The organism is Izhakiella australiensis (assembly GCF_002006995.1).
GTDB lineage: Bacteria > Pseudomonadota > Gammaproteobacteria > Enterobacterales > Enterobacteriaceae > Izhakiella > Izhakiella australiensis.
The window spans coordinates 56,254-73,826 of the sequence record NZ_MRUL01000021.1 but is presented as its reverse complement, the minus strand read 5'-3'; the positions used below and the strand labels follow the sequence as shown (position 1 = coordinate 73,826).

Genomic DNA, 17,573 nt, shown 5'->3' with positions numbered 1-17,573 from the left:
TGTTCAATTATATCGAGTGTGATTACAATCGCTGGCGTCGCCACAGTGCCTGCGGTGGTATCAGCCCGGAACAGTTCGAAAACCAAATCCTCGCTTAGGGCGTGTCCACATTACGTGGGTAGGATCAGTTTTACCCTGTCGCACGCTGCGGCTTTTGTCTGAATTCTGAGCCGCCTTATCGAGAGCATCGAGAACCTTCTCAGCAGCTTTCCCCCTGCAAAAGGTGGGTTATATCAGCGCCCACCTCGTAATACACCTCTCCTACTTTCTCTGACATTACGATCTCCAGGCAATAAAAAACCCCGCCGTGGCGAGGTCGTAATTGGTATTTATCTCAGGCTTTAAGCTTTTTTAGTTCTTCTTCAAGAAGCAACTCAAATCTACGTCCCATTTCTTCAGGCATTGATGATTTAATCGAACTTATCACTGATGCTTTGGTGACCATTATGGCGGGCAGTGAATGATTTGGCATTTCCAATTCAAATTTTTTAGCCAGGTCTTCAACAGATATCTCGTCAAGTATTAGCTCATTTTTTAATCCATACTTAACAAATTCAGAATCTGATATTTCGTCTTTTTCTTTGGTTGGCGTGAGTTCACAACCACAGTGCTTACACTTAATAGCTTCTTGCCGAACGGGTTCAGCGCAGAATGCGCAAGGCACATAGCCATTTTCACTGCTTTGCACTTCTGAATTTGCTTTCATCCCACCAAATATTGTCATCAATAGGCCGCATAATACGATAAAACCGCCAATCATTATGTGGTTCTGCTTGTCAGCCATGAGTCCTAAATTATTTACTCTCCCTATATAATCTATGGAGATGCTTGTATCTATATTAAGAGCAACGATGATCCAAATGACGCCAACCGATAACACAATCCAGCCAATATTCCTCATATCCCTATCCTCATCAGTAAGCTGTGGTCATATAGTAAAGACGGGCTGATGCAAAGGGAAGCAAGAAAGTCCGCCGCAGTGTTAGTAATTATTTTGCTTTAGCCAATCGCCGTACATTCCTGGCAAGGTAGTTATCAGCTACCTTATCATACCATCCCAAGTTAAATCCTTATTATTCAGGTAGTTATCTACTGGTCACTGCTGAAACTCGGTCATGGTGAGTTGCTCTGCTTCTGCCCGGCTCAGGCTGAAATGATTTATGGCCGCATTGATGTATTCGAACGTATTAAATAAGGAGGGGCGTTTATCGCCTCTCTTTTAAGCGCTTACAGGTACCGACAAAAACCCAAAAAAGTATAGATATAAAAATATAAACCCCGCGTACAAACCAATATAGAAAAAAGTCAGAAAATAATCATTTTTCGATATAAACCGAAGCAATCTACCTGATGTCGTCAATTCGTGATTGCAGAATAAAAATGTATACACAATCACCAGACACAAAATAGAATACAGAAGAAAAAGTCTTATTATAAAATAAGTTGACTTATTATTTTTTATAGTCATTAGTCTGAGTGATGATAAAAAAACACAATAATGGGGATGTTTTTGTATAAACATCCATTACTTTGCTTAGTAATGGGTTCTTAGCAGACAGCACAGCCGGCAGGTTACGCGTACTGGTTGATATGGCGTTAAGAAACGGGGAGATAGGATCGTACAAATATAGAATGAAGATTCCTGGCAGATAAAAATTCCTTTTAGCAATACTCACCTATTGTTTCCATGTTGGATATAGCAACCTGAGGTTCAAAAGAAGAAAATAGTGATTCTTTTTCCATTATCAAAATCAGTAGCTAGCCAATTTTTTATTTTTATCGACTATAAGAAAATTCCCAGTCAAAAGCGTTATTTTAGCAATTGTCATCAAACCGTCACATAACCATCATCTGATTACCTTAGAATAATCTGGCTGTTAGCTAACATACAGGTAATTCCATGGCCATAGTAAAGGCAAAAAGCGCAGGTGATGCTGAAAAGCTGCTGCTCTCAGGCGCCAAAAAGGTCGAGCTGGCTTATGATATTGGCTCCGATGATTTTTTCCGACTGGCGAGCCACTGGTGTGAAAGAGGCGCAAAAATTTCCCGCAGCAATCGCTATTTCGTTGTATCCCTGAAAGGGCTTTCGATTCCCCCGAATGACTAACTGAGTACCTCGCGCCACTGGCCTGCCTGTTGCAGACTGCCTGGCGCTGGTATACTCAGGCCATCATTTTTCACGGCCTGATTATCGTGTCCGACAACCTCGTATGGCGCCCCGCGCCCTGCCCATTTCTTTCCCCACTGCAGGTGATGCCGGCACCGGATCATCCCGGCCTGTTATTGGCTGAACAACGCTTTGAACTTAGCAAGTTCCGGCCGGCATTGTTTGGTCAGCTAGCGATCCTCCCCGGCGCATCGGTTATGGGCAGCGCCCCTAAACGCCAGGCCGAATTCCTCGCCAGCCGCTATGCCACGCAACGTGTTCTGGAAAAATGGGGTTATGCGGATTATCAATTAGCGAATGATGCAGAAGGCGTGCCGCTGTGGCCGCAGGGATTACGTGGTTCGCTTTCTCATAGCCATCAGCGGGTAGTTATTGCCCTCTGTGAGGATAATACTGGCTATCTGCCAGGAGTCGACAGCGAAACGCTGCTGACGCCTGAACGGGCAAAGCGACTGCAAAACGCCATTATCACTGCGGATGAATTAACGCTGCTGGAAAACAGCTGTTTGCCTTTTGCGACCGCGCTGACTATGGCGTTTTCAGTTAAGGAAAGCCTGTATAAGGCGCTTTTTCCCTGGTGCCGTCAGCCAATGGGCTTTCACAGCGCGACGCTGGTCGCCATCAATAGCGATGGCTCGCAAGTCACGCTAGGCCTCAGTAAATCCTTGAACGGCGGCCCGGCGGCAGGTAGCTGCTACCATGCCCGCTGCTGGTATAGTCCTGGCGAAGTAATGACGCTGGTCGTTACGCATCCGGTAAAATGATCACGGGCTGATGCGCTCAGCATCAGTACGCTGCACCGCGTCCAGCGAGGCCTGTGCGCGCTCCTCACCGGTAAGTTCATACAGCTGACCGGCGCGCATCTCCAGCAGCCGGTCGGCATGAATGAAATAATGGTCGTCGTGACTAATGGCCAGTACCGTTTTTCCCTCGGCCTTCAGCTGCGGCAGCAGTTCGCGATAGAAAATGCGGCGAAAATGCGGGTCCTGATCGGCAGCCCATTCATCAAGCAATAAAATGTCACGCTGTTCGGCAACGGCCAGCAGGAGCGCCAGTCGCTTCGTTTGCCCTTTAGACAGCTTGAGGTTGAGCACTCTGTTATCTTCCAGCTGCAGCTTATGTTCCATTTTCAACCGGCTAAGCCAGCTTTTCACCAGCGCAGGATCTGCGGCCAGCCCATCGTTGCCGAGCAAACGGTCGAACAGGTACACGTCGGTAAACACCGCAGAGAACAACTGGCGGTAGCCCTCACGCCCTTCAGCCTGTACCGGCTGACCGTCCAGTAGAATCTGACCAGAGACCGGGTGGTAAAGGCCAGTTAGCAGCATCGCCAGGGTTGATTTTCCACTGCCGTTGCCGCCGATCAAAAAGACCAGTTCGCCGCGCTTCAGCGTCAAATTGAGCGGGCCGACCGCAAAGCCTTCATCACCATAGTGGAACACCAGGTCGCGCAGCTCCAGCGTTTGCCAGCTGTGCGCAGCAGGCTGACGGGAGAAGGTCTCCTCCCAAGGGGAAAGTTTAAAAGTATTAAGCTTATTAAATGCCACCTGTGCGCTAAGCAACGTCGGCAGCGCGCCCACGGCGGACAGCAGCGGCGTGCGTAAAAATAGCAGCGTCAGTGAATAAGTCGCGGCAACCGCAGTGTCGGCCCAGCCCAGACCGTTCGCCAGCCAGAAAGCCAACCCAATTGCACCGAGCATCATGATATTTGACCAGTTGACGGCACTCAGGTGAAAAGTATCGGCCCGGACAATATGGTGGCGATAATCCTTCGCATCGGTTTGATAAACCTGATGGTAGATTTGCTCTGCCCGCTGGCGATTCAACGTCAGCTCTTTGCGTCCTTCAATCACCGTCTGATAATCCGCATACAGCCGGTCTTCAATTTCGCGCAGCGATGCTATATGGCGATAAACCCGCCTGACCAGCATCCAGCCACCGACCAGGGTAATCGCAACCCATACCGAGGTGACGGCCAGCATTGGAGGGGAAAGCCAGCCAAGATAAACGGCGGAGCCGACGGTCAGGATAATACCCTGGATAAGTTCAGGCAGACGGACGAAGGCGATAGTGATATTGCGAATATCGCTGGTAAGGCCGGCAAGCAGCTGCGCCTGGCCTATTTGCTCAATACGCGCCACCTGAGTATCAAGGATGCGTTTAATAAATTCACCGCGCAGGCGATAAACAAAATGATGGCCAAGCTGCGTCAGCGCCAGCTGTGAAGCCAGCGTAACGGCAAGCAGCAGCAGCAGTAAAGCAAGAAACTCAGGCAGCACGCTGAATGAGGCGTTGATCGCCACTATCAGCTCACGGTTGATAAACGCGATCATGCCAATACCCAAACCCGCGCTAAGCAAACTAAGCAAAATGACACTGATAAATGGCCAGCGGTACTGTTTAAAGACCACGAGCAATAACGCCATAACAACTTCCTGGGAGTAATAAGTTGCCAGCAGTTTAATGACAACCTAAGCGATAGCAATAATTATTCTCAAATTGCGCCTGCGCGTTAAAAAGCCCGGCGAAACGTCAGGTTATAGCGAAAAGCACCGCACTGCGGATGGATCCCCGCCTTCAGCGGCAAAATACCATGATAGCGCAGGCGCGACGGCCCGCCCCATACCACCACGTCGCCGTGTTCCAGCAAAATACGCTGCGTCGCGGCATCACGTTCAAAACCACCGAACTGAAATATGGCAGGCAAACCAAGAGAAACCGACACGATCGGCTGGCGCAGGTCTTTCTCGTCTTTATCCTGATGCAACGTCAGCTTTGCTCCTGGCTCATAGCGATTAATCAAACAGGCGTCTGGATTGAAACCGCTGAAACCCGCCTCTTTGGCTGCCGCGACGGCCAGCGAACGAAACAACGCCGGCATCGGCGGCCAGCGGCTGCCGCTTTCCTCATCCTCGCGGCTGTACTGATAACCTCTGGCATTAGTTGACCAGCCAAAATCACCGCAGTTTGTCATCGCCACCGACATACGATGGCCCCCCGGCGTAATGCGGTGATAAAAGGGATTCAGCGCCGCGATGTTCTCAATTTCAGCGAGCAACGCATCCGCCTGAGCCAGCGCGTATCGTCGCAGCACCTGCGCCCCTTCCGCCAGGGGTTCTGACCAGGGTGCTTCGCCGCTAAACAGGTCGAGCATCGTTAACCTCCGTTACTGGCCATCGTCCTGCTGACGCAGAAACGATGAAAACTGTGGCGACATCCAGGTAGTGAATCCCTTATCGGTTTTCATTATCAGAAATACCGCCAGCTTTTCACGTAATGCCAGCGCCTGTGCGCGCTGCTCTCCGAGAACCATCAGTCCGGTATCCCAGCCGTCAGCCTCCATGGCACTGGTCGCGATCACCGTCGCGGATACCAGCCGGTGCTGCACCGGACGCCCGGTCACCGGATCGATAATATGCGAGATGCGTTTACCATCAAGTTCATAATAGTTGCGATAGCTTCCGGAGGTGCTGATACCGTGCCCCTGTAAATCAACGATGGCTTCAACCGCATTCTGCTGATCGGTGGGTTTCTGAATCGCTACGCGCCAGGGCTGGCCCTGGGCATTTTGGCCACGTGACAATACTGCGCCGCCGACTGAAACCAGATAATTAGTTATACCCTGCTTTTCCAGCAGGCGGGCCAGGTGGTCAGTCGCATAGCCCTCGCCTATGGTTGAAAGATCAACGTATAAAGCGGGTAAATCTTTCTGGATAAAAGCGCCATCTGCCCGCTCAATAACCTGCAGGTGCTGCAGGCCGGTGCGGGCGCGGGCAGCGTCAATCTGCGCCTGGTCCGGGGTTTTCACCGGCTGCTTTTCCGGCCCGAAACCCCATAGGTTTACCAGCGGCCCGACGGTGATATCCATCGCTCCCGCCGTTTTACGCCCGATGCGCAATGCGCTGGTAATGATATCCGCCATATCATCACTCACCGGTTGTGCAGAGGTGCCCTGATACTGATTAAAACGCGATAATACCGAGTCAGGTTTCCAGGTTGAAAGCGTATGGTCATCTTCATCCAGTTGGCGTTGAATCGCCTGCTGCAAAGCAGCTTTACGCTTACTATCGACGCCAGCCAGGCTTACCCGCCAGACGGTACCCATCGTTTTTCCTTGTAAAACCAGACCAGTTTGTTGCTGGATATGCTGGCTGTTGTCGCAGCCTGAAAGTACGAGAAACGACCAAAAACCAATAAAATAAGCGACTTTCTTTTTCATTCCTGCGGGTTATACCTGATTATTAAATGGAACTATCTCATTGTTAATAAAGAAAATTAGAGATAATTCCGAGTTGAACATTCCGTCAATTCCAGCCAATCTATTGCCTGACACAATTCTAAAGCTATCCATTATCGTAACTGAAATTAACAGGAGGATTTCATGGCTTTCTATCTGCTCCTGGTGGCATTAATCGCCGTAGTTGTTTACTCAGGGCTAAAACATTATCACCACACCAACAGCAAAGGGTTTCACCGCCATCCGCTGCGTACGCTGCGTCATCGTCATCGCTAAACCAACATCCTGTTATAGTCAGCTATGCTATAACAGGATGCTGTGTTTGCCAGCGTAACCCGCTGGCTGCACCGAGACAAATCACTCTTTTATAAACCCAGCGCGGACAGCCCCGGATGGTCATCGGGACTGCGGCCGTACGGCCAGTGAAACAGGCGCTGCTGTTCGCTGATACTTAGATCATTGATGCTGGCATAGCGCTCAGACATCAATCCCTCGCGATTAAAGCGCCAGTTTTCATTTCCATAACTTCGATACCAGCTGCCATTGCTATCCTGCCATTCATAAGCAAAGCGCACGGCGATAACGTCCTGTTGCCAGGCCCACAGCTCTTTAATCAGCCGGTAATTTTGCTCCTTTACCCATTTACGCTGCAAGAACTGCTCCACGGCCTGACGGCCATTAATAAATTCACTGCGGTTACGCCAGCGCGTATCTAACGTGTAGACCTGTGCTACGCGCGCCGGATCGCGTGAATTCCAGGCATCCTCCGCCATGCGTACTTTTTGCGTGGCGCTGGCGAAATCAAACGGCGGAACTAAAGACATAAAGAATACCTCAGCATGTAGACAGGATTGTCTACATCCATCATAATCATATGTAGACAAATCTGTCTACATCCATTTGCGGGAGGATCCGGTGCTACCTGATGTGCAATTTGATCCGGCTGCCCCGGCACGGGAACGGATACTGTTCCAGGCTGGCAGCCTTTTTTATCAACAGGGAATACGCGCTACGGGGATCGATCGGATCATCGCCGAGGCCAGCGTGACAAAAGTCACCTTCTACCGCCATTTTCCTGCCAAGCAATCGCTGGTCGTCGCCTTTCTTGAGCAACGACATCAATGTTGGTCAGCAGCATTTTCCTCACTGCTGGGCCAGAAGGTAGCCGAAGGTTTGAGCTTAGACCGTGCTTTACCGGCGACTCTCGCGAGCTGGTTCAGCGAGAAAGATTTCCGTGGCTGCGCTTTTATCAATACCGCCGCCGAGCTGAGTGACGACAATCCGCAATGTATGGAGGTCGTTAAGGCCCATAAACGCGCGATGCGTGATGAAATAGCGACAAAGCTAACCCGGCAGCAGCTGTGGGCGCTAAATGCGATCTGTATGCTGGTCGAAGGGGCAATCGTGCAGGTACAAACTGGCTGGAACAGCAAAGACGTCATAAAGAGCCTGCAGCAGGCTCTGAGGGTATTACTACCGGCGTAGCGCATGCTACGCCGGTAAATATTAGAACTGGTAAACCAGGCCCAGACCTACAACGTTGTCGGTATTGATACCGGCGCTGCGGGTGAAATCGTTGTCTTTCATCAGGTTAATCTGATAATCAACGTAGGTGGACATGTTTTTGTTGAAGTAGTAAGTGGCACCGACATCAACGTATTTTTTCAGGTTCTGGCTGCCGTAACCTTCGATGTCTTTACCGCGAGAAGAGAGGAAGGCCAGAGACGGACGCAGACCGAAGTCGAACTGATACTGCGCAACCAGTTCCCAGTTATCAGCAGTATTAGCGTAGCCGTAAGTAGAACCGGAGCTGTCACCGAAGCGAGTCGCGTTATTAGAACGGGTATACTGCGCCGCCAGGTAGATGTTATTGGCGTCGTATTTCAGGCCACCGGTATAAGCTTCGGCTTTATCACCATGACCGAGTACGCCCGGTGCATTCTGCGCATTGGTACGATCAGACTGGAACATAGCGGCACCAAGGCTAACGCCTGCGCCGAGATCGTAAGTGGTGCTCAGACCCCAGCCGTCGCCGTTTGAGTTCAGCACATCACGGCCGCCCTCGCCTGCCGGGCTGTCATTTTTGCCCTGGTACTGCACGGCAAAGTTCCAGCCATCAACCAGACCGAAGAAGTTATTGTTACGGTAGGTCGCCATGCCGTTACCACGCTGGAACATGAACTGATCCGCACCGTAGGTATCGCCGCCGAACTCAGGCAGCACGTCGGTCCAGGCGGCTACGTCGTAGATCACGCCATAGTTACGGCCGTAGTCGAATGAACCGGCATCACCAAAGCGCAGGCCGGCGAAGCCAACGCGGGTAGCGTTACCGCGGTTAGAGTCGCTGCCTTCTGAATTATTCAGATTATACTGGTATTCCCATTGGCCATAGCCGGTAAGCTGATCGGAAATCTGGGTTTCGCCTTTTAAGCCGAAACGCATGTATGACTTATCACCATCAGATCCGTCATTTTTGGAGAAATAGTGCAGGCCGTCGACTTTACCGTAAAGATCTAATTTATTGCCATCTTTATTGTAAACTTCCGCTGCGCTTGCGCTACCTGCCGCTACCAAAAGCGCTGGAACCATCAGGGACAGAATACGGATTTTCATTTTATTACCCTCTAGTTATGTGCCTTAATTGCCACTGCAAGCCGAATACTGAATACTCGACCGGCGGATTCATGTTAATACCAGAGCAGTAATAATCTACCGAGTAATTGCTACTAAATTTCCAAATATGTTTCATTAAGGGCAAAAGGTATTTCTAAATGTAAAATTTGCGGAACTTTCAAGCAGCACATTTTGATAAAAAATATAGATCATATAAAAAGCATTACACAACAATCCTTATAATTCAAATAATTACAAAAAATGACATTATGGCGCACTGAATGATAAAACGATTGCCGTGTTAACTAATAAAATTCATCCCGCTATCATCATTTTTTTAGTTATTACCTTCATTCACCCCGAATGAGTTGTTTTACCCTTATTAGTCGCCGGGCCTTCGTGCCCGGCATTTTTTTATGCCAACTCGTTTTGTCAAAAATCGTCAATTTAGTTAAGCTTATCTAAATCCACAGACCATTCCCATTCACTTTCGGCCTGAAAAATAACCATAAAAAAATTATAAATATGCAAACAGTAAGCACTATTTTTTATTAACAGATGAACTGCCTGAGCCGTTGCCAGCGGCAAGAATATTGCCCTTCATATTCAGATCCGCGGCTGATTATTAGCACTAAATGCTAATTTATTTTCAGTGGCGTTTACGCCAGTTAACTAATCTACTAATGGCTATGAATAATATTAAGATGTTTGTTGCGCACCCCAGGCAACGTGGTGAATCCTGTACGGCTCTCCCGGTGATGATGAGGGATTTTTTAACCAAAACATGCTAAAAAGATAGCCAGAAAATCAGACCGGCCGGATTGGCGATTTCAACCATGACAAGCAGAAAATATACAGGTATTCTGACAAATCCTGCTCTGGCGGGAGTTGGTGTGAAAGCGTTCGCTCAGACGGCAGCCTTTGCCGGCATTATCGTTTTGTTATTGGTTCCGGCGACAAGCGCCCGATTCGTTACTTATTAATTTGCCTCTGCAGAGACACTATGCTGCCTTACAAGTTTTCATTTACCTCAGGCAATGTGACACGATTCTTCGTGCTTTTCATTCTGGTGTTGCTACTGGCTTTAGGCTTTATGGTAAACAGCACGGTCAATACCTGGCTGACGGCCAAACGCTATGCCATGGCTGATATCGCACATGCGATGCAAAAACGCATTGATACCTACCGTTTCGCCACCTGGCAGATTTATGAAAATCTGGCCGCCAGCGCCGCAGGCGCCACCCCCGGTAACCTGCAGGAAACTCGCCTGAGGCCGGATGTTTACTATCTTGAAAAGACCCGCCGCAAAACTGAAGCCCTGATTTTCGGCTCTCACGACAGCAACACGCTCGATATGACGCAGCGGATGTCAAACTACCTTGATACGCTGTGGGGGGCGGAAAACAGCACCTGGTCGATGTATTTTCTTAACGGCCAGGACAACAGCCTGATTCTTATCTCTACCCTGCCATTGAAAGATATGGCAACCCGTTATAAAGAAAGCGCAATCAATAATCTGGTGGATGCCCGCCGCGCGGAGATGTTGCAACAGGCTACGGCGCTGGATGAGCGGGAAAGCTTTTCGCCGCTGCGGCGCTTTACCTGGCAAAACGACCATTATTTTACCCTGCGCACCACCTTTAACCAGCCGGGCCATCTTGCGACGGTAGTTGCATTTGACTTACCCATTAACGATCTGATCCCCGTGAATATGCCGCTGGAAAACTTCCAGCTGAAGCAAGACAGCACGGTTGCCAATGAAGGCGACGACTCAGACAATGATGAAGTTGCCAGTAATACCCGAATCACTTTCACTAACCCTAACGTTGAGATCACTGCATCGCTCGCCAGCACGCCGTTGCAGCTGATTTATCGGGTATCGATCACTAGCCTGATCATCGACACTTTGCGCAATCTGCTTTGGCCGCTACTGGCTGATTTTACCCTGCTGATACTTTCGCTTGGCGGCCTGTTTCTCCTGCGCCAGCAGTCATTACGGCCCAGTGAAAATCAGAGCGCTGAACTTGATTCGCTGCGTATGCTAAATGAAGAAATCGTCAGCAGCCTGCCGCTGGGTCTGCTGGTGTATGATTTTTCCGCTAACCGAACCATTATCAGCAACAAAATCGCGGAACACCTGCTGCCGCATCTAAACCTGCAGAAAATCATCAACATGTCGGATCAACATCAGGGCGTGCTGCAGGCGACGGTCAATAACGAAGTGTATGAAATCCGCCATGCGCGCAGCATGATCGCTCCCCAGACGCAGCTATTTTTAATGCGCGATCAGGACCGCGAACTGCTGGTTAATAAAAAATTGCAGCGGGCTCAGCAAATACTGGATAAGAATCATCAGACCCGCCAGCAGCTGCTGCAAAACCTCGGGCACTCTTTGCAAAAACCGCTGAAGCAGGTCATTGAAAAACTGCAATCTATTGAGGCAACGCGTCTTGAAGAAACCCTGCCGGAGGCGATCGAGTCTTCGCAAGCGCTGAGCCGGCTGGTTGATGATATCGTGCTGCTCAACCGGCTTGAAATTCATGATTGGGCGCCGGATGCCGCCTCGTTCAACCTGCAGCACCTGCTGGATGAACTGACGCTGGAAGTGCTGCCCTCAGTCGGTCGCAAAGGTTTACAGCTAATTGTTGATAACCAACTGTCCAGCGATGAAATGCGCTTCGGTGACGCTCAGGCTATCCAAAAGGTTTTATCGACGCTGCTGCACTACGCCGTTACCACCACCGCCTGGGGTAAGGTTAGCATGCGGATAGCCTCGCCGACTGAGCGCTCCGATCAGCTGGCAATCCAGATCGTTGATACCGGTTCCGGCCTGAAAAGTGATGAAACCGGCAACGCTGATTTTCCTTTCCTTGGCGAAACCAGTGCCGATCGTTTTGGCGAAGCGTCTGGAATGGCCTTCTTTCTCTGCAAGCAGCTGTGTAAGCAGCTGGGCGGCAACCTGGAAATCCACGCCCGTCCGGAAATCGGCACGCGTTATAACATCCAGATTCATGCGCCTCAGGAACCGCAGCAGGAACAGGAGCAGGAAGAAAAATTGCTGGATGGCGTGACAGCGCTGATTGAAATCGCCGTGGAGGATGTGCGTAAAATTGTCGTCCGACTGCTGGAAAACTGGGGCGCTATTTGTCTGACACCCGATGAGAGATTTTCCAATCAGAGTCACGATGTGCTCATCACCGATGACCCGGCAAACCTGGCGCAGTGGTCACTGCTTTTGGCCGATAATGAACCCGGTTTCACGCCGCTTGGTCACGGGCAATTCCGCGTTAATTTTAATATTGTCGGTGCCATGCAGGATGCGCTGCTGCAATTGATTGAACAGCAGCTCTCAGCCGGTGATTTAGCGGAACAGGAAGAGGAATCACCACAGATCGCCAGCGGATATTTCCAACTATTTGTTGACACAGTACCAGATGATGTAAAGAGACTGTATAATGAGGCGGCGGACGAGGACTACAGTTCGCTTGCTCAAACCGCACATCGTTTGAAAGGTGTATTTGCCATGTTAAATTTAACGCCGGGCAAGCAACTTTGTGAAACTTTAGAACAGCACATCAAAGTATGTGATAATTCACACATTGAAAATACCACCAGTCAAATTGACCAGTACGTCAATGAACTGCTGCAGCAGGGTAACCAATAATATGAATAATCTGAACGTAATTATCGCCGATGACCATCCCATTGTCCTGTTCGGTATCCGTAAGTCACTGGAGCAAATCGAATGGGTCAATGTAGTAGGTGAGTTTGAGGACTCCACAGCTCTGATTAACAGCTTATCCAAGCTCGATGCCAACGTACTGATCACCGATCTTTCCATGCCGGGAGATAAATACGGTGACGGAATTACGCTGATCAAATACATCAAGCGTCACTACCCTGACCTGTCGATTATTGTTCTGACCATGAATAATAATCCGGCAATCCTTAGCTCGGTTCTGGATCTGGATATTGAAGGAATCGTATTAAAACAGGGTGCGCCTACCGACCTGCCAAAAGCGTTGGCTGCATTGCAGAAAGGCAAAAAATACACCCCTGACAGCGTCGCTAAGCTGCTGGAGAAAATCAGCGCCGGCGGCTATGGTGACAAGCGCTTGTCGCCAAAAGAGAGCGAAGTCTTACGTCTGTTTGCGGAAGGTTTCCTGGTAACAGAAATCGCCAGGAAGCTAAATCGCAGCATTAAAACCATCAGCAGCCAGAAAAAATCAGCGATGATGAAGCTGGGTGTTGATAATGACATCGCCTTGCTCAACTATCTGTCTTCGGTGAATACCGCTCAGCCAGATAAAGATTAAACGCCGCTTTCATGCTAATAAGGCCGGGCGATGCCCGGCTTTTTACTGCCCGCCGATCAGCGGGAAACCTTACCGTTGCGCGCCCGACTACTCCGCACCTGACCGGCATAGTAAGCCAGCGATTGACGCAGTGTATCCAGCGTTACGGGTTTTGAAAGACAGCTATCCATACCCGCCTCAATGCATCGCTGCTTCTCTTCAGCCAACGCATTCGCCGTCACGCCGACGATAGGAAATGCCTTACCCATCTCGCGCAAACGCTGGGTCAGACGGTAACCATCCATATTGGGCATATTGACGTCGGTAAGTACGATATCGATTTCTGAACGACCGATAACGTTCAACGCATCAACCCCGTCCTGGGCAGTTTTTACCTGATATCCAAGGGTACCCAGCTGCTCAGAAAGCAGCATCCGGTTAATCGGATGATCGTCTACGATCAGTATCAAAATATCATCGTTTGAATCTGACTGTACCGATGCCGGCAGCTGCGCATCCACATCAGTTGCGTCAGGCTCAACGCAGTATATTTTTTCCAGCAGCGTTGGCAGCTCATGGGGCGTTACGGTGCTGATAATCCAGCGTCCCGGCGAGCGTTCGAAAGGCGCGTCAATATGACGACTGTCAAAAATGATGCTGGCCCGCGCCGCAGGTTCGACATTCTGCAGATAATCGGTAACCACAACGTCTTCAGCATTCCAGCAGGGCGTGTCGCTACGATGAACCTCAATACCATGCGCATCAAGAAGGCGGGTAAGATAAGCCGCCAGGGCGTCGTTACGCATCACCAGCCAACAGCGCTGGCCTGCAAGCGCCTGACTTAGTGACGTCTCAACGACCTTGCCGTTGTAAAGTGGAATACGCACGATGAACTGGCTCCCCATACCGGGTTCGGAATCCACTTCAATATCGCCATCCATCATGTTTATCAGCTTTTCGCAGATAGCCAGCCCCAGTCCGGTGCCCTGAAAATTACGCTGCACGCCGGTTCCCACCTGGAAAAAGGGATCGAACAGACGCGTGACCTCCCTGGCCGGTATGCCAACGCCGGTATCACGTACGCGAATGGCAAGGTAACCATCGCGTACCAGCGCATGTAAGGTTATACCGCCGGTATGGGTAAATTTAATGGCATTATTCAGCAGATTTGAAATTACCTGCTGTAAGCGCATCGGATCGCCGTCCATGGTGGCGGGCACATCGCTCTCTATCAATACATAAAGCGCCAGGTGCTTTTTAACAATCAATGACAGATAGTTAGCGGTGATATGGGTAAGAATTTCTACCGGCGAGAACTCCCGCGGTTCAATACGCAACTGCTCAGATTCTATTTTGGAAAAATCAAGAATATCGCTGATGATTTTCAGCAGCAGATTAGAAGAGTTGTCCATCGCAGTTACCAGAGTATCAACCCCTTTCGGCAATGCTTTGGTTTGCAACAAATCAAGGTTACCGATAATACCATACAGCGGCGTACGCAGTTCATGGCTGACGGTAGCAAGAAACATCGACTTGGACTGGCTGGCCTGTTCTGCCGCCTGCGCCATTTCATGTAACGACTGTTCCATTTGAACACGGGCGCTAACATCAACCAGCACGCAGATCGCCACGTTTTCGTTGCGATAGCGTGTATGAACGAAACTAATTTGCAGGTTGGTATTGCTGCCGGTAAGTACATCGACAAAGTTCACCTGCTGACCATTGATCATCTCCGTCAGGCGTTGACGATCTTCCTGGGTCAGCATGTTGAGATAATTATGCGCCAGCTCGTTACTAAGAATATTGGTGCCGTCGCTGATGCGCAGAATACAGATGCCAACGGGCGCGGATGCGACAATTTTTCGGTTAAATTGCTCATGTTCTTCAAGGCGGTGGGCATTATCCTCTGCCGGCAGAAACATGCGCCGTTCGAACAGCCAGGCGAGGGTGAACAGAATTAACGCGCTCACGAGATTAAGCAATATCGCATTAATCACCATCATCTTCAGCTGTTCAACTAATACCGAACTCGGTACCGAATAAACGATGCTCAGATTAGAAGGTGCCAGTGCACGCTTTAACACCAGCTGGTCATAACTATCGATGTAGCCGAACCAGCTGTGGTCGGCGGGTAAATCATTCTGATTAACCGGGATATTACGGGACGAACTCAGCAGCGGCTGATTATTCTGGTCCACCAGCGTCGCCACCACCGGCATACCGCCTGGCGTAATAAAATCCTCCAGACGCAGATTTTGCTCAACTCCGAGTAGCGCCGCGACTTTATTGGCCAGATAGACCGGCGTCATCATATAAAAGGAGCCAACGCCCTGCTGCCCGCCTGGCGAAATCCACACCATGCTATTCTTACGCTCAGCGTCGCTGCCATTACGATAGCGTAGAATATGATCCTGCAGCGATTTGAAGGTCTTTTCCTGATCAAACGCGGTATTACCGACATTGTAATCGGCCAGGCACTGGCTATCACTGCTGGTAAAAAACACCCGATTTAATTCATAAGATGTTGTGAAATTGGATTTCCAGTGCTGTAAAAAATAGCTAAGTGAATCCAGCGAGTTATGCCAGGTGCTACTCATTACATTGCAATCGGCGCTGGAGTCGAGCGGATAAAACTCCAGCAGGTTAGTGTTTTTGTCTGCCAGTACGCCGTTCACCATATCCAGGCCGTTAGCAGAACTGCTAAGACGATTCTCTGCAATAAATTTTAGCTGGCGCGTAACGTTGGCTGAGTCGCGCACGAACGATGCCGCCTGCTCATAGTTAACCGTAAACTCCTGGCGAATCGCCGCTTCACGCTGATGCAGTACGTTAATAATGTACAGCGTGGTCAGCAGTGCGCCCAACAGCCATAACAATAGCGCCAATGCCCGCGACAAATAGCGGGAAATGCGGAGTGTAGTACGGAAAGAAACTAGATATTTCAAAGAATGCTCACTGCAATGTGCGGGACAGGAAGACAGGTGTTATGAATGGAAATACACTAGCTTTATCCGTTGGAAAAAGCCAGTAACAGACGGCAAAAAGCACCTGGCTGACCGTGAATTTGGCGAGTTAAGCGCAGAAAGTAAAAGTCGCCAGGGATAAAGTGCAAACGGGAAGGAATTAGCTGACAGCGACCGCCTGGCCGCTGTCACTTTGCAAGTTTATTTAACCGGAATTTGCTGCGTTATGCAGTGGATATTACCGCCCCCCAGCAAAATCTCACGTGCCGGCACCCCGGTAATCAGATATCCCGGATAGAGGTCTTTCAACATGGCCGCGACGTCAGCATCAAATTTGGCGTCAAGCAACGGATAGACTATCTGCTCATTGGTAATAAGATAGTTGGCATAGGATGCTGCCAGGCGCTCTCCCGATTCACGCTGCATTCCTTCAGATACGTCAATACCATCAGCCTCCTCCTGAGAAATATAGAGCGGTCCGGGAAGCGGAATTTTATGCACTTTAATTTTACGTCCCTTAGCATCGGATTGACTCGCCAAAAAATCCAGCGCTTTTCTGGAAATATCATGCTGCGGGTCCGATGGATTATCGCACCACGTCAGAACCACTTCGCCGGGCCTGACAATATGAATTAGATTGTCCACGTGACCGTTGGTTTCATCATTAAACAGGCCGTTGGGGATCCAGATAACTTTATCCACCGCCAGGTATTCACAGAGTACAGCCTCGATGGCATCGCGGTTCATGTGCGGATTGCGGCTGGGATGTAGTAAGCACTCTTCCGTCACGAACAGCGTTCCCTCGCCGTCGCTATGAATGGAGCCACCTTCCAGTACAATCGGCGCGCGATAGCTATCAAACCTGCCGACTTCACAGACCTTTTGCGCAACGCGATCATCTTGATCCCAGGGAAAATAGAGGCCATCCGTCAACCCGCCCCAGGCATTGAAATGCCAGTCAACGCCGCGCCGCTCTCCGTCATCATTAATCACAAAAGTAGGACCAATATCACGCATCCATGCGTCGTTGCTGCTCATTTCCAACAGGCGAATATTTTCCGGCAGCAGCTCACGCGCGTGACCAAACTGGGCTGCGCTCACCACCATGGTTACCGGCGTGGTTTGCGCTATCGCTTTTGCTACCTCAACAAAGGTTTTCTGCGCCGGTTTCGCGCCGTTTCGCCAGTTGTCACAGCGTTCAGGCCATACCATTAATATTTCCTGATGCGGCTCATGCTCACCGGGCATTCTGAAGCCGTCCCGACGTGGTGTTGAATTAATTCTTTTACTCATGAGAA

16 protein-coding genes and 1 pseudogene are annotated in these 17,573 nt (G+C 49.9%); 7 read left to right on the top strand and 10 right to left on the bottom strand.

Features of this window, described 5'->3' with window-relative positions:
* Window positions 1-98: IS3 family transposase (locus BTJ39_RS20685; RefSeq protein WP_139356339.1), on the top strand; the 98-nt coding region annotated here is incomplete at its 5' end.
* Window positions 99-334: 236 nt separating this feature from the next.
* Here the strand turns inward: BTJ39_RS20685 and BTJ39_RS24925 are convergent.
* The 3 genes and pseudogenes from BTJ39_RS24925 to cui form a co-directional block, all read right to left on the bottom strand.
* Window positions 335-901, bottom strand: coding sequence for a hypothetical protein (locus BTJ39_RS24925; protein WP_078004615.1), 567 nt, complete (start codon window positions 899-901; stop codon window positions 335-337).
* Between the two features lie 195 nt (window positions 902-1,096).
* The gene (locus BTJ39_RS25200) at window positions 1,097-1,162 is read right to left on the bottom strand and encodes a DUF6246 family protein (RefSeq protein WP_241825957.1); all 66 of its coding nucleotides are present in this window, start codon (window positions 1,160-1,162) and stop codon (window positions 1,097-1,099) included.
* Window positions 1,163-1,219: 57 nt separating this feature from the next.
* Window positions 1,220-1,676, bottom strand: a pseudogene (cui, locus tag BTJ39_RS25465) (colicin immunity protein Cui).
* A 224-nt stretch (window positions 1,677-1,900) separates the two neighbouring features.
* Here cui and BTJ39_RS20665 point away from each other — a divergent pair.
* Window positions 1,901-2,107, top strand: coding sequence for a hypothetical protein (locus tag BTJ39_RS20665; protein WP_078004612.1), 207 nt, complete (start codon window positions 1,901-1,903; stop codon window positions 2,105-2,107).
* Window positions 2,108-2,136: 29 nt separating this feature from the next.
* Window positions 2,137-2,931, top strand: a complete 795-nt coding sequence (locus BTJ39_RS20660; protein ID WP_078004611.1) for a 4'-phosphopantetheinyl transferase family protein — start codon at window positions 2,137-2,139, stop codon at window positions 2,929-2,931.
* Here BTJ39_RS20660 and BTJ39_RS20655 read toward each other — a convergent pair whose 3' ends face one another.
* The 3 genes from BTJ39_RS20655 to apbE form a co-directional block, all read right to left on the bottom strand.
* Entirely contained in the window at window positions 2,932-4,593 is a 1,662-nt protein-coding gene (locus BTJ39_RS20655; RefSeq protein ID WP_078004610.1) for a multidrug ABC transporter permease/ATP-binding protein, read from the bottom strand. It abuts the gene before it with no gap.
* 86 nt (window positions 4,594-4,679) lie between these two features.
* The gene (gene alkB / locus BTJ39_RS20650) at window positions 4,680-5,321 is read right to left on the bottom strand and encodes a DNA oxidative demethylase AlkB (RefSeq protein ID WP_078004609.1); all 642 of its coding nucleotides are present in this window, start codon (window positions 5,319-5,321) and stop codon (window positions 4,680-4,682) included.
* Window positions 5,322-5,333: 12 nt separating this feature from the next.
* Window positions 5,334-6,386 (bottom strand): FAD:protein FMN transferase ApbE, encoded by a 1,053-nt coding sequence (apbE, locus tag BTJ39_RS20645; protein ID WP_078004608.1) that lies wholly within the window; start codon window positions 6,384-6,386, stop codon window positions 5,334-5,336.
* Window positions 6,387-6,548: 162 nt separating this feature from the next.
* Here apbE and BTJ39_RS25310 point away from each other — a divergent pair, with 162 nt between their 5' ends.
* Window positions 6,549-6,680, top strand: a complete 132-nt coding sequence (locus BTJ39_RS25310; RefSeq protein ID WP_277869791.1) for a hypothetical protein — start codon at window positions 6,549-6,551, stop codon at window positions 6,678-6,680.
* A gap of 89 nt (window positions 6,681-6,769) precedes the next feature.
* On the opposite strand, the gene BTJ39_RS20640 is transcribed toward BTJ39_RS25310, so the two are convergent.
* Window positions 6,770-7,228, bottom strand: coding sequence for a nuclear transport factor 2 family protein (locus tag BTJ39_RS20640; protein ID WP_078004607.1), 459 nt, complete (start codon window positions 7,226-7,228; stop codon window positions 6,770-6,772).
* 103 nt (window positions 7,229-7,331) lie between these two features.
* On the opposite strand from BTJ39_RS20640, the gene BTJ39_RS20635 reads away from it, so the two are divergent.
* Window positions 7,332-7,889, top strand: a complete 558-nt coding sequence (locus tag BTJ39_RS20635) for a TetR/AcrR family transcriptional regulator (protein WP_241825956.1) — start codon at window positions 7,332-7,334, stop codon at window positions 7,887-7,889.
* A 21-nt stretch (window positions 7,890-7,910) separates the two neighbouring features.
* Here BTJ39_RS20635 and ompC read toward each other — a convergent pair whose 3' ends face one another.
* A complete protein-coding gene (gene ompC / locus BTJ39_RS20630) occupies window positions 7,911-9,017 on the bottom strand; it encodes a porin OmpC (protein ID WP_078004605.1) in 1,107 nt (368 codons plus the stop codon).
* 1,003 nt (window positions 9,018-10,020) lie between these two features.
* Here ompC and rcsD point away from each other — a divergent pair.
* Together rcsD and rcsB are read left to right on the top strand one after the other, a co-directional pair.
* Entirely contained in the window at window positions 10,021-12,681 is a 2,661-nt protein-coding gene (gene rcsD / locus BTJ39_RS20625) for a phosphotransferase RcsD (RefSeq protein ID WP_078004604.1), read from the top strand.
* Between the two features lies 1 nt (window position 12,682).
* On the top strand, window positions 12,683-13,333 hold the full coding sequence (gene rcsB / locus BTJ39_RS20620; RefSeq protein ID WP_078004603.1) for a response regulator transcription factor RcsB: 651 nt from the start codon (window positions 12,683-12,685) through the stop codon (window positions 13,331-13,333).
* A gap of 56 nt (window positions 13,334-13,389) precedes the next feature.
* Here rcsB and rcsC read toward each other — a convergent pair whose 3' ends face one another.
* Both rcsC and aguA read right to left on the bottom strand, forming a co-directional pair.
* A complete protein-coding gene (gene rcsC / locus BTJ39_RS20615) occupies window positions 13,390-16,257 on the bottom strand; it encodes a two-component system sensor histidine kinase RcsC (protein WP_078004602.1) in 2,868 nt (955 codons plus the stop codon).
* Between the two features lie 219 nt (window positions 16,258-16,476).
* Window positions 16,477-17,568 (bottom strand): agmatine deiminase, encoded by a 1,092-nt coding sequence (gene aguA, locus BTJ39_RS20610; protein ID WP_078004601.1) that lies wholly within the window; start codon window positions 17,566-17,568, stop codon window positions 16,477-16,479.
* Between the last annotated feature and the right edge of the window lie 5 nt (window positions 17,569-17,573).

Coding starts and splice junctions, on each gene's coding strand:
- BTJ39_RS20655 (WP_078004610.1), bottom strand. CDS start 4,593: ATGGCGTTATTGCTCGTGGTCTTTAAACAGTACCGCTGGCCATTTATC.
- BTJ39_RS24925 (WP_078004615.1), bottom strand. CDS start 901: ATGAGGAATATTGGCTGGATTGTGTTATCGGTTGGCGTCATTTGGATC.
- BTJ39_RS25310 (WP_277869791.1), top strand. CDS start 6,549: ATGGCTTTCTATCTGCTCCTGGTGGCATTAATCGCCGTAGTTGTTTAC.
- apbE (WP_078004608.1), bottom strand. CDS start 6,386: ATGAAAAAGAAAGTCGCTTATTTTATTGGTTTTTGGTCGTTTCTCGTA.
- aguA (WP_078004601.1), bottom strand. CDS start 17,568: ATGAGTAAAAGAATTAATTCAACACCACGTCGGGACGGCTTCAGAATG.
- ompC (WP_078004605.1), bottom strand. CDS start 9,017: ATGAAAATCCGTATTCTGTCCCTGATGGTTCCAGCGCTTTTGGTAGCG.
- rcsB (WP_078004603.1), top strand. CDS start 12,683: ATGAATAATCTGAACGTAATTATCGCCGATGACCATCCCATTGTCCTG.
- BTJ39_RS20665 (WP_078004612.1), top strand. CDS start 1,901: ATGGCCATAGTAAAGGCAAAAAGCGCAGGTGATGCTGAAAAGCTGCTG.
- alkB (WP_078004609.1), bottom strand. CDS start 5,321: ATGCTCGACCTGTTTAGCGGCGAAGCACCCTGGTCAGAACCCCTGGCG.
- rcsD (WP_078004604.1), top strand. CDS start 10,021: ATGCTGCCTTACAAGTTTTCATTTACCTCAGGCAATGTGACACGATTC.
- BTJ39_RS20640 (WP_078004607.1), bottom strand. CDS start 7,228: ATGTCTTTAGTTCCGCCGTTTGATTTCGCCAGCGCCACGCAAAAAGTA.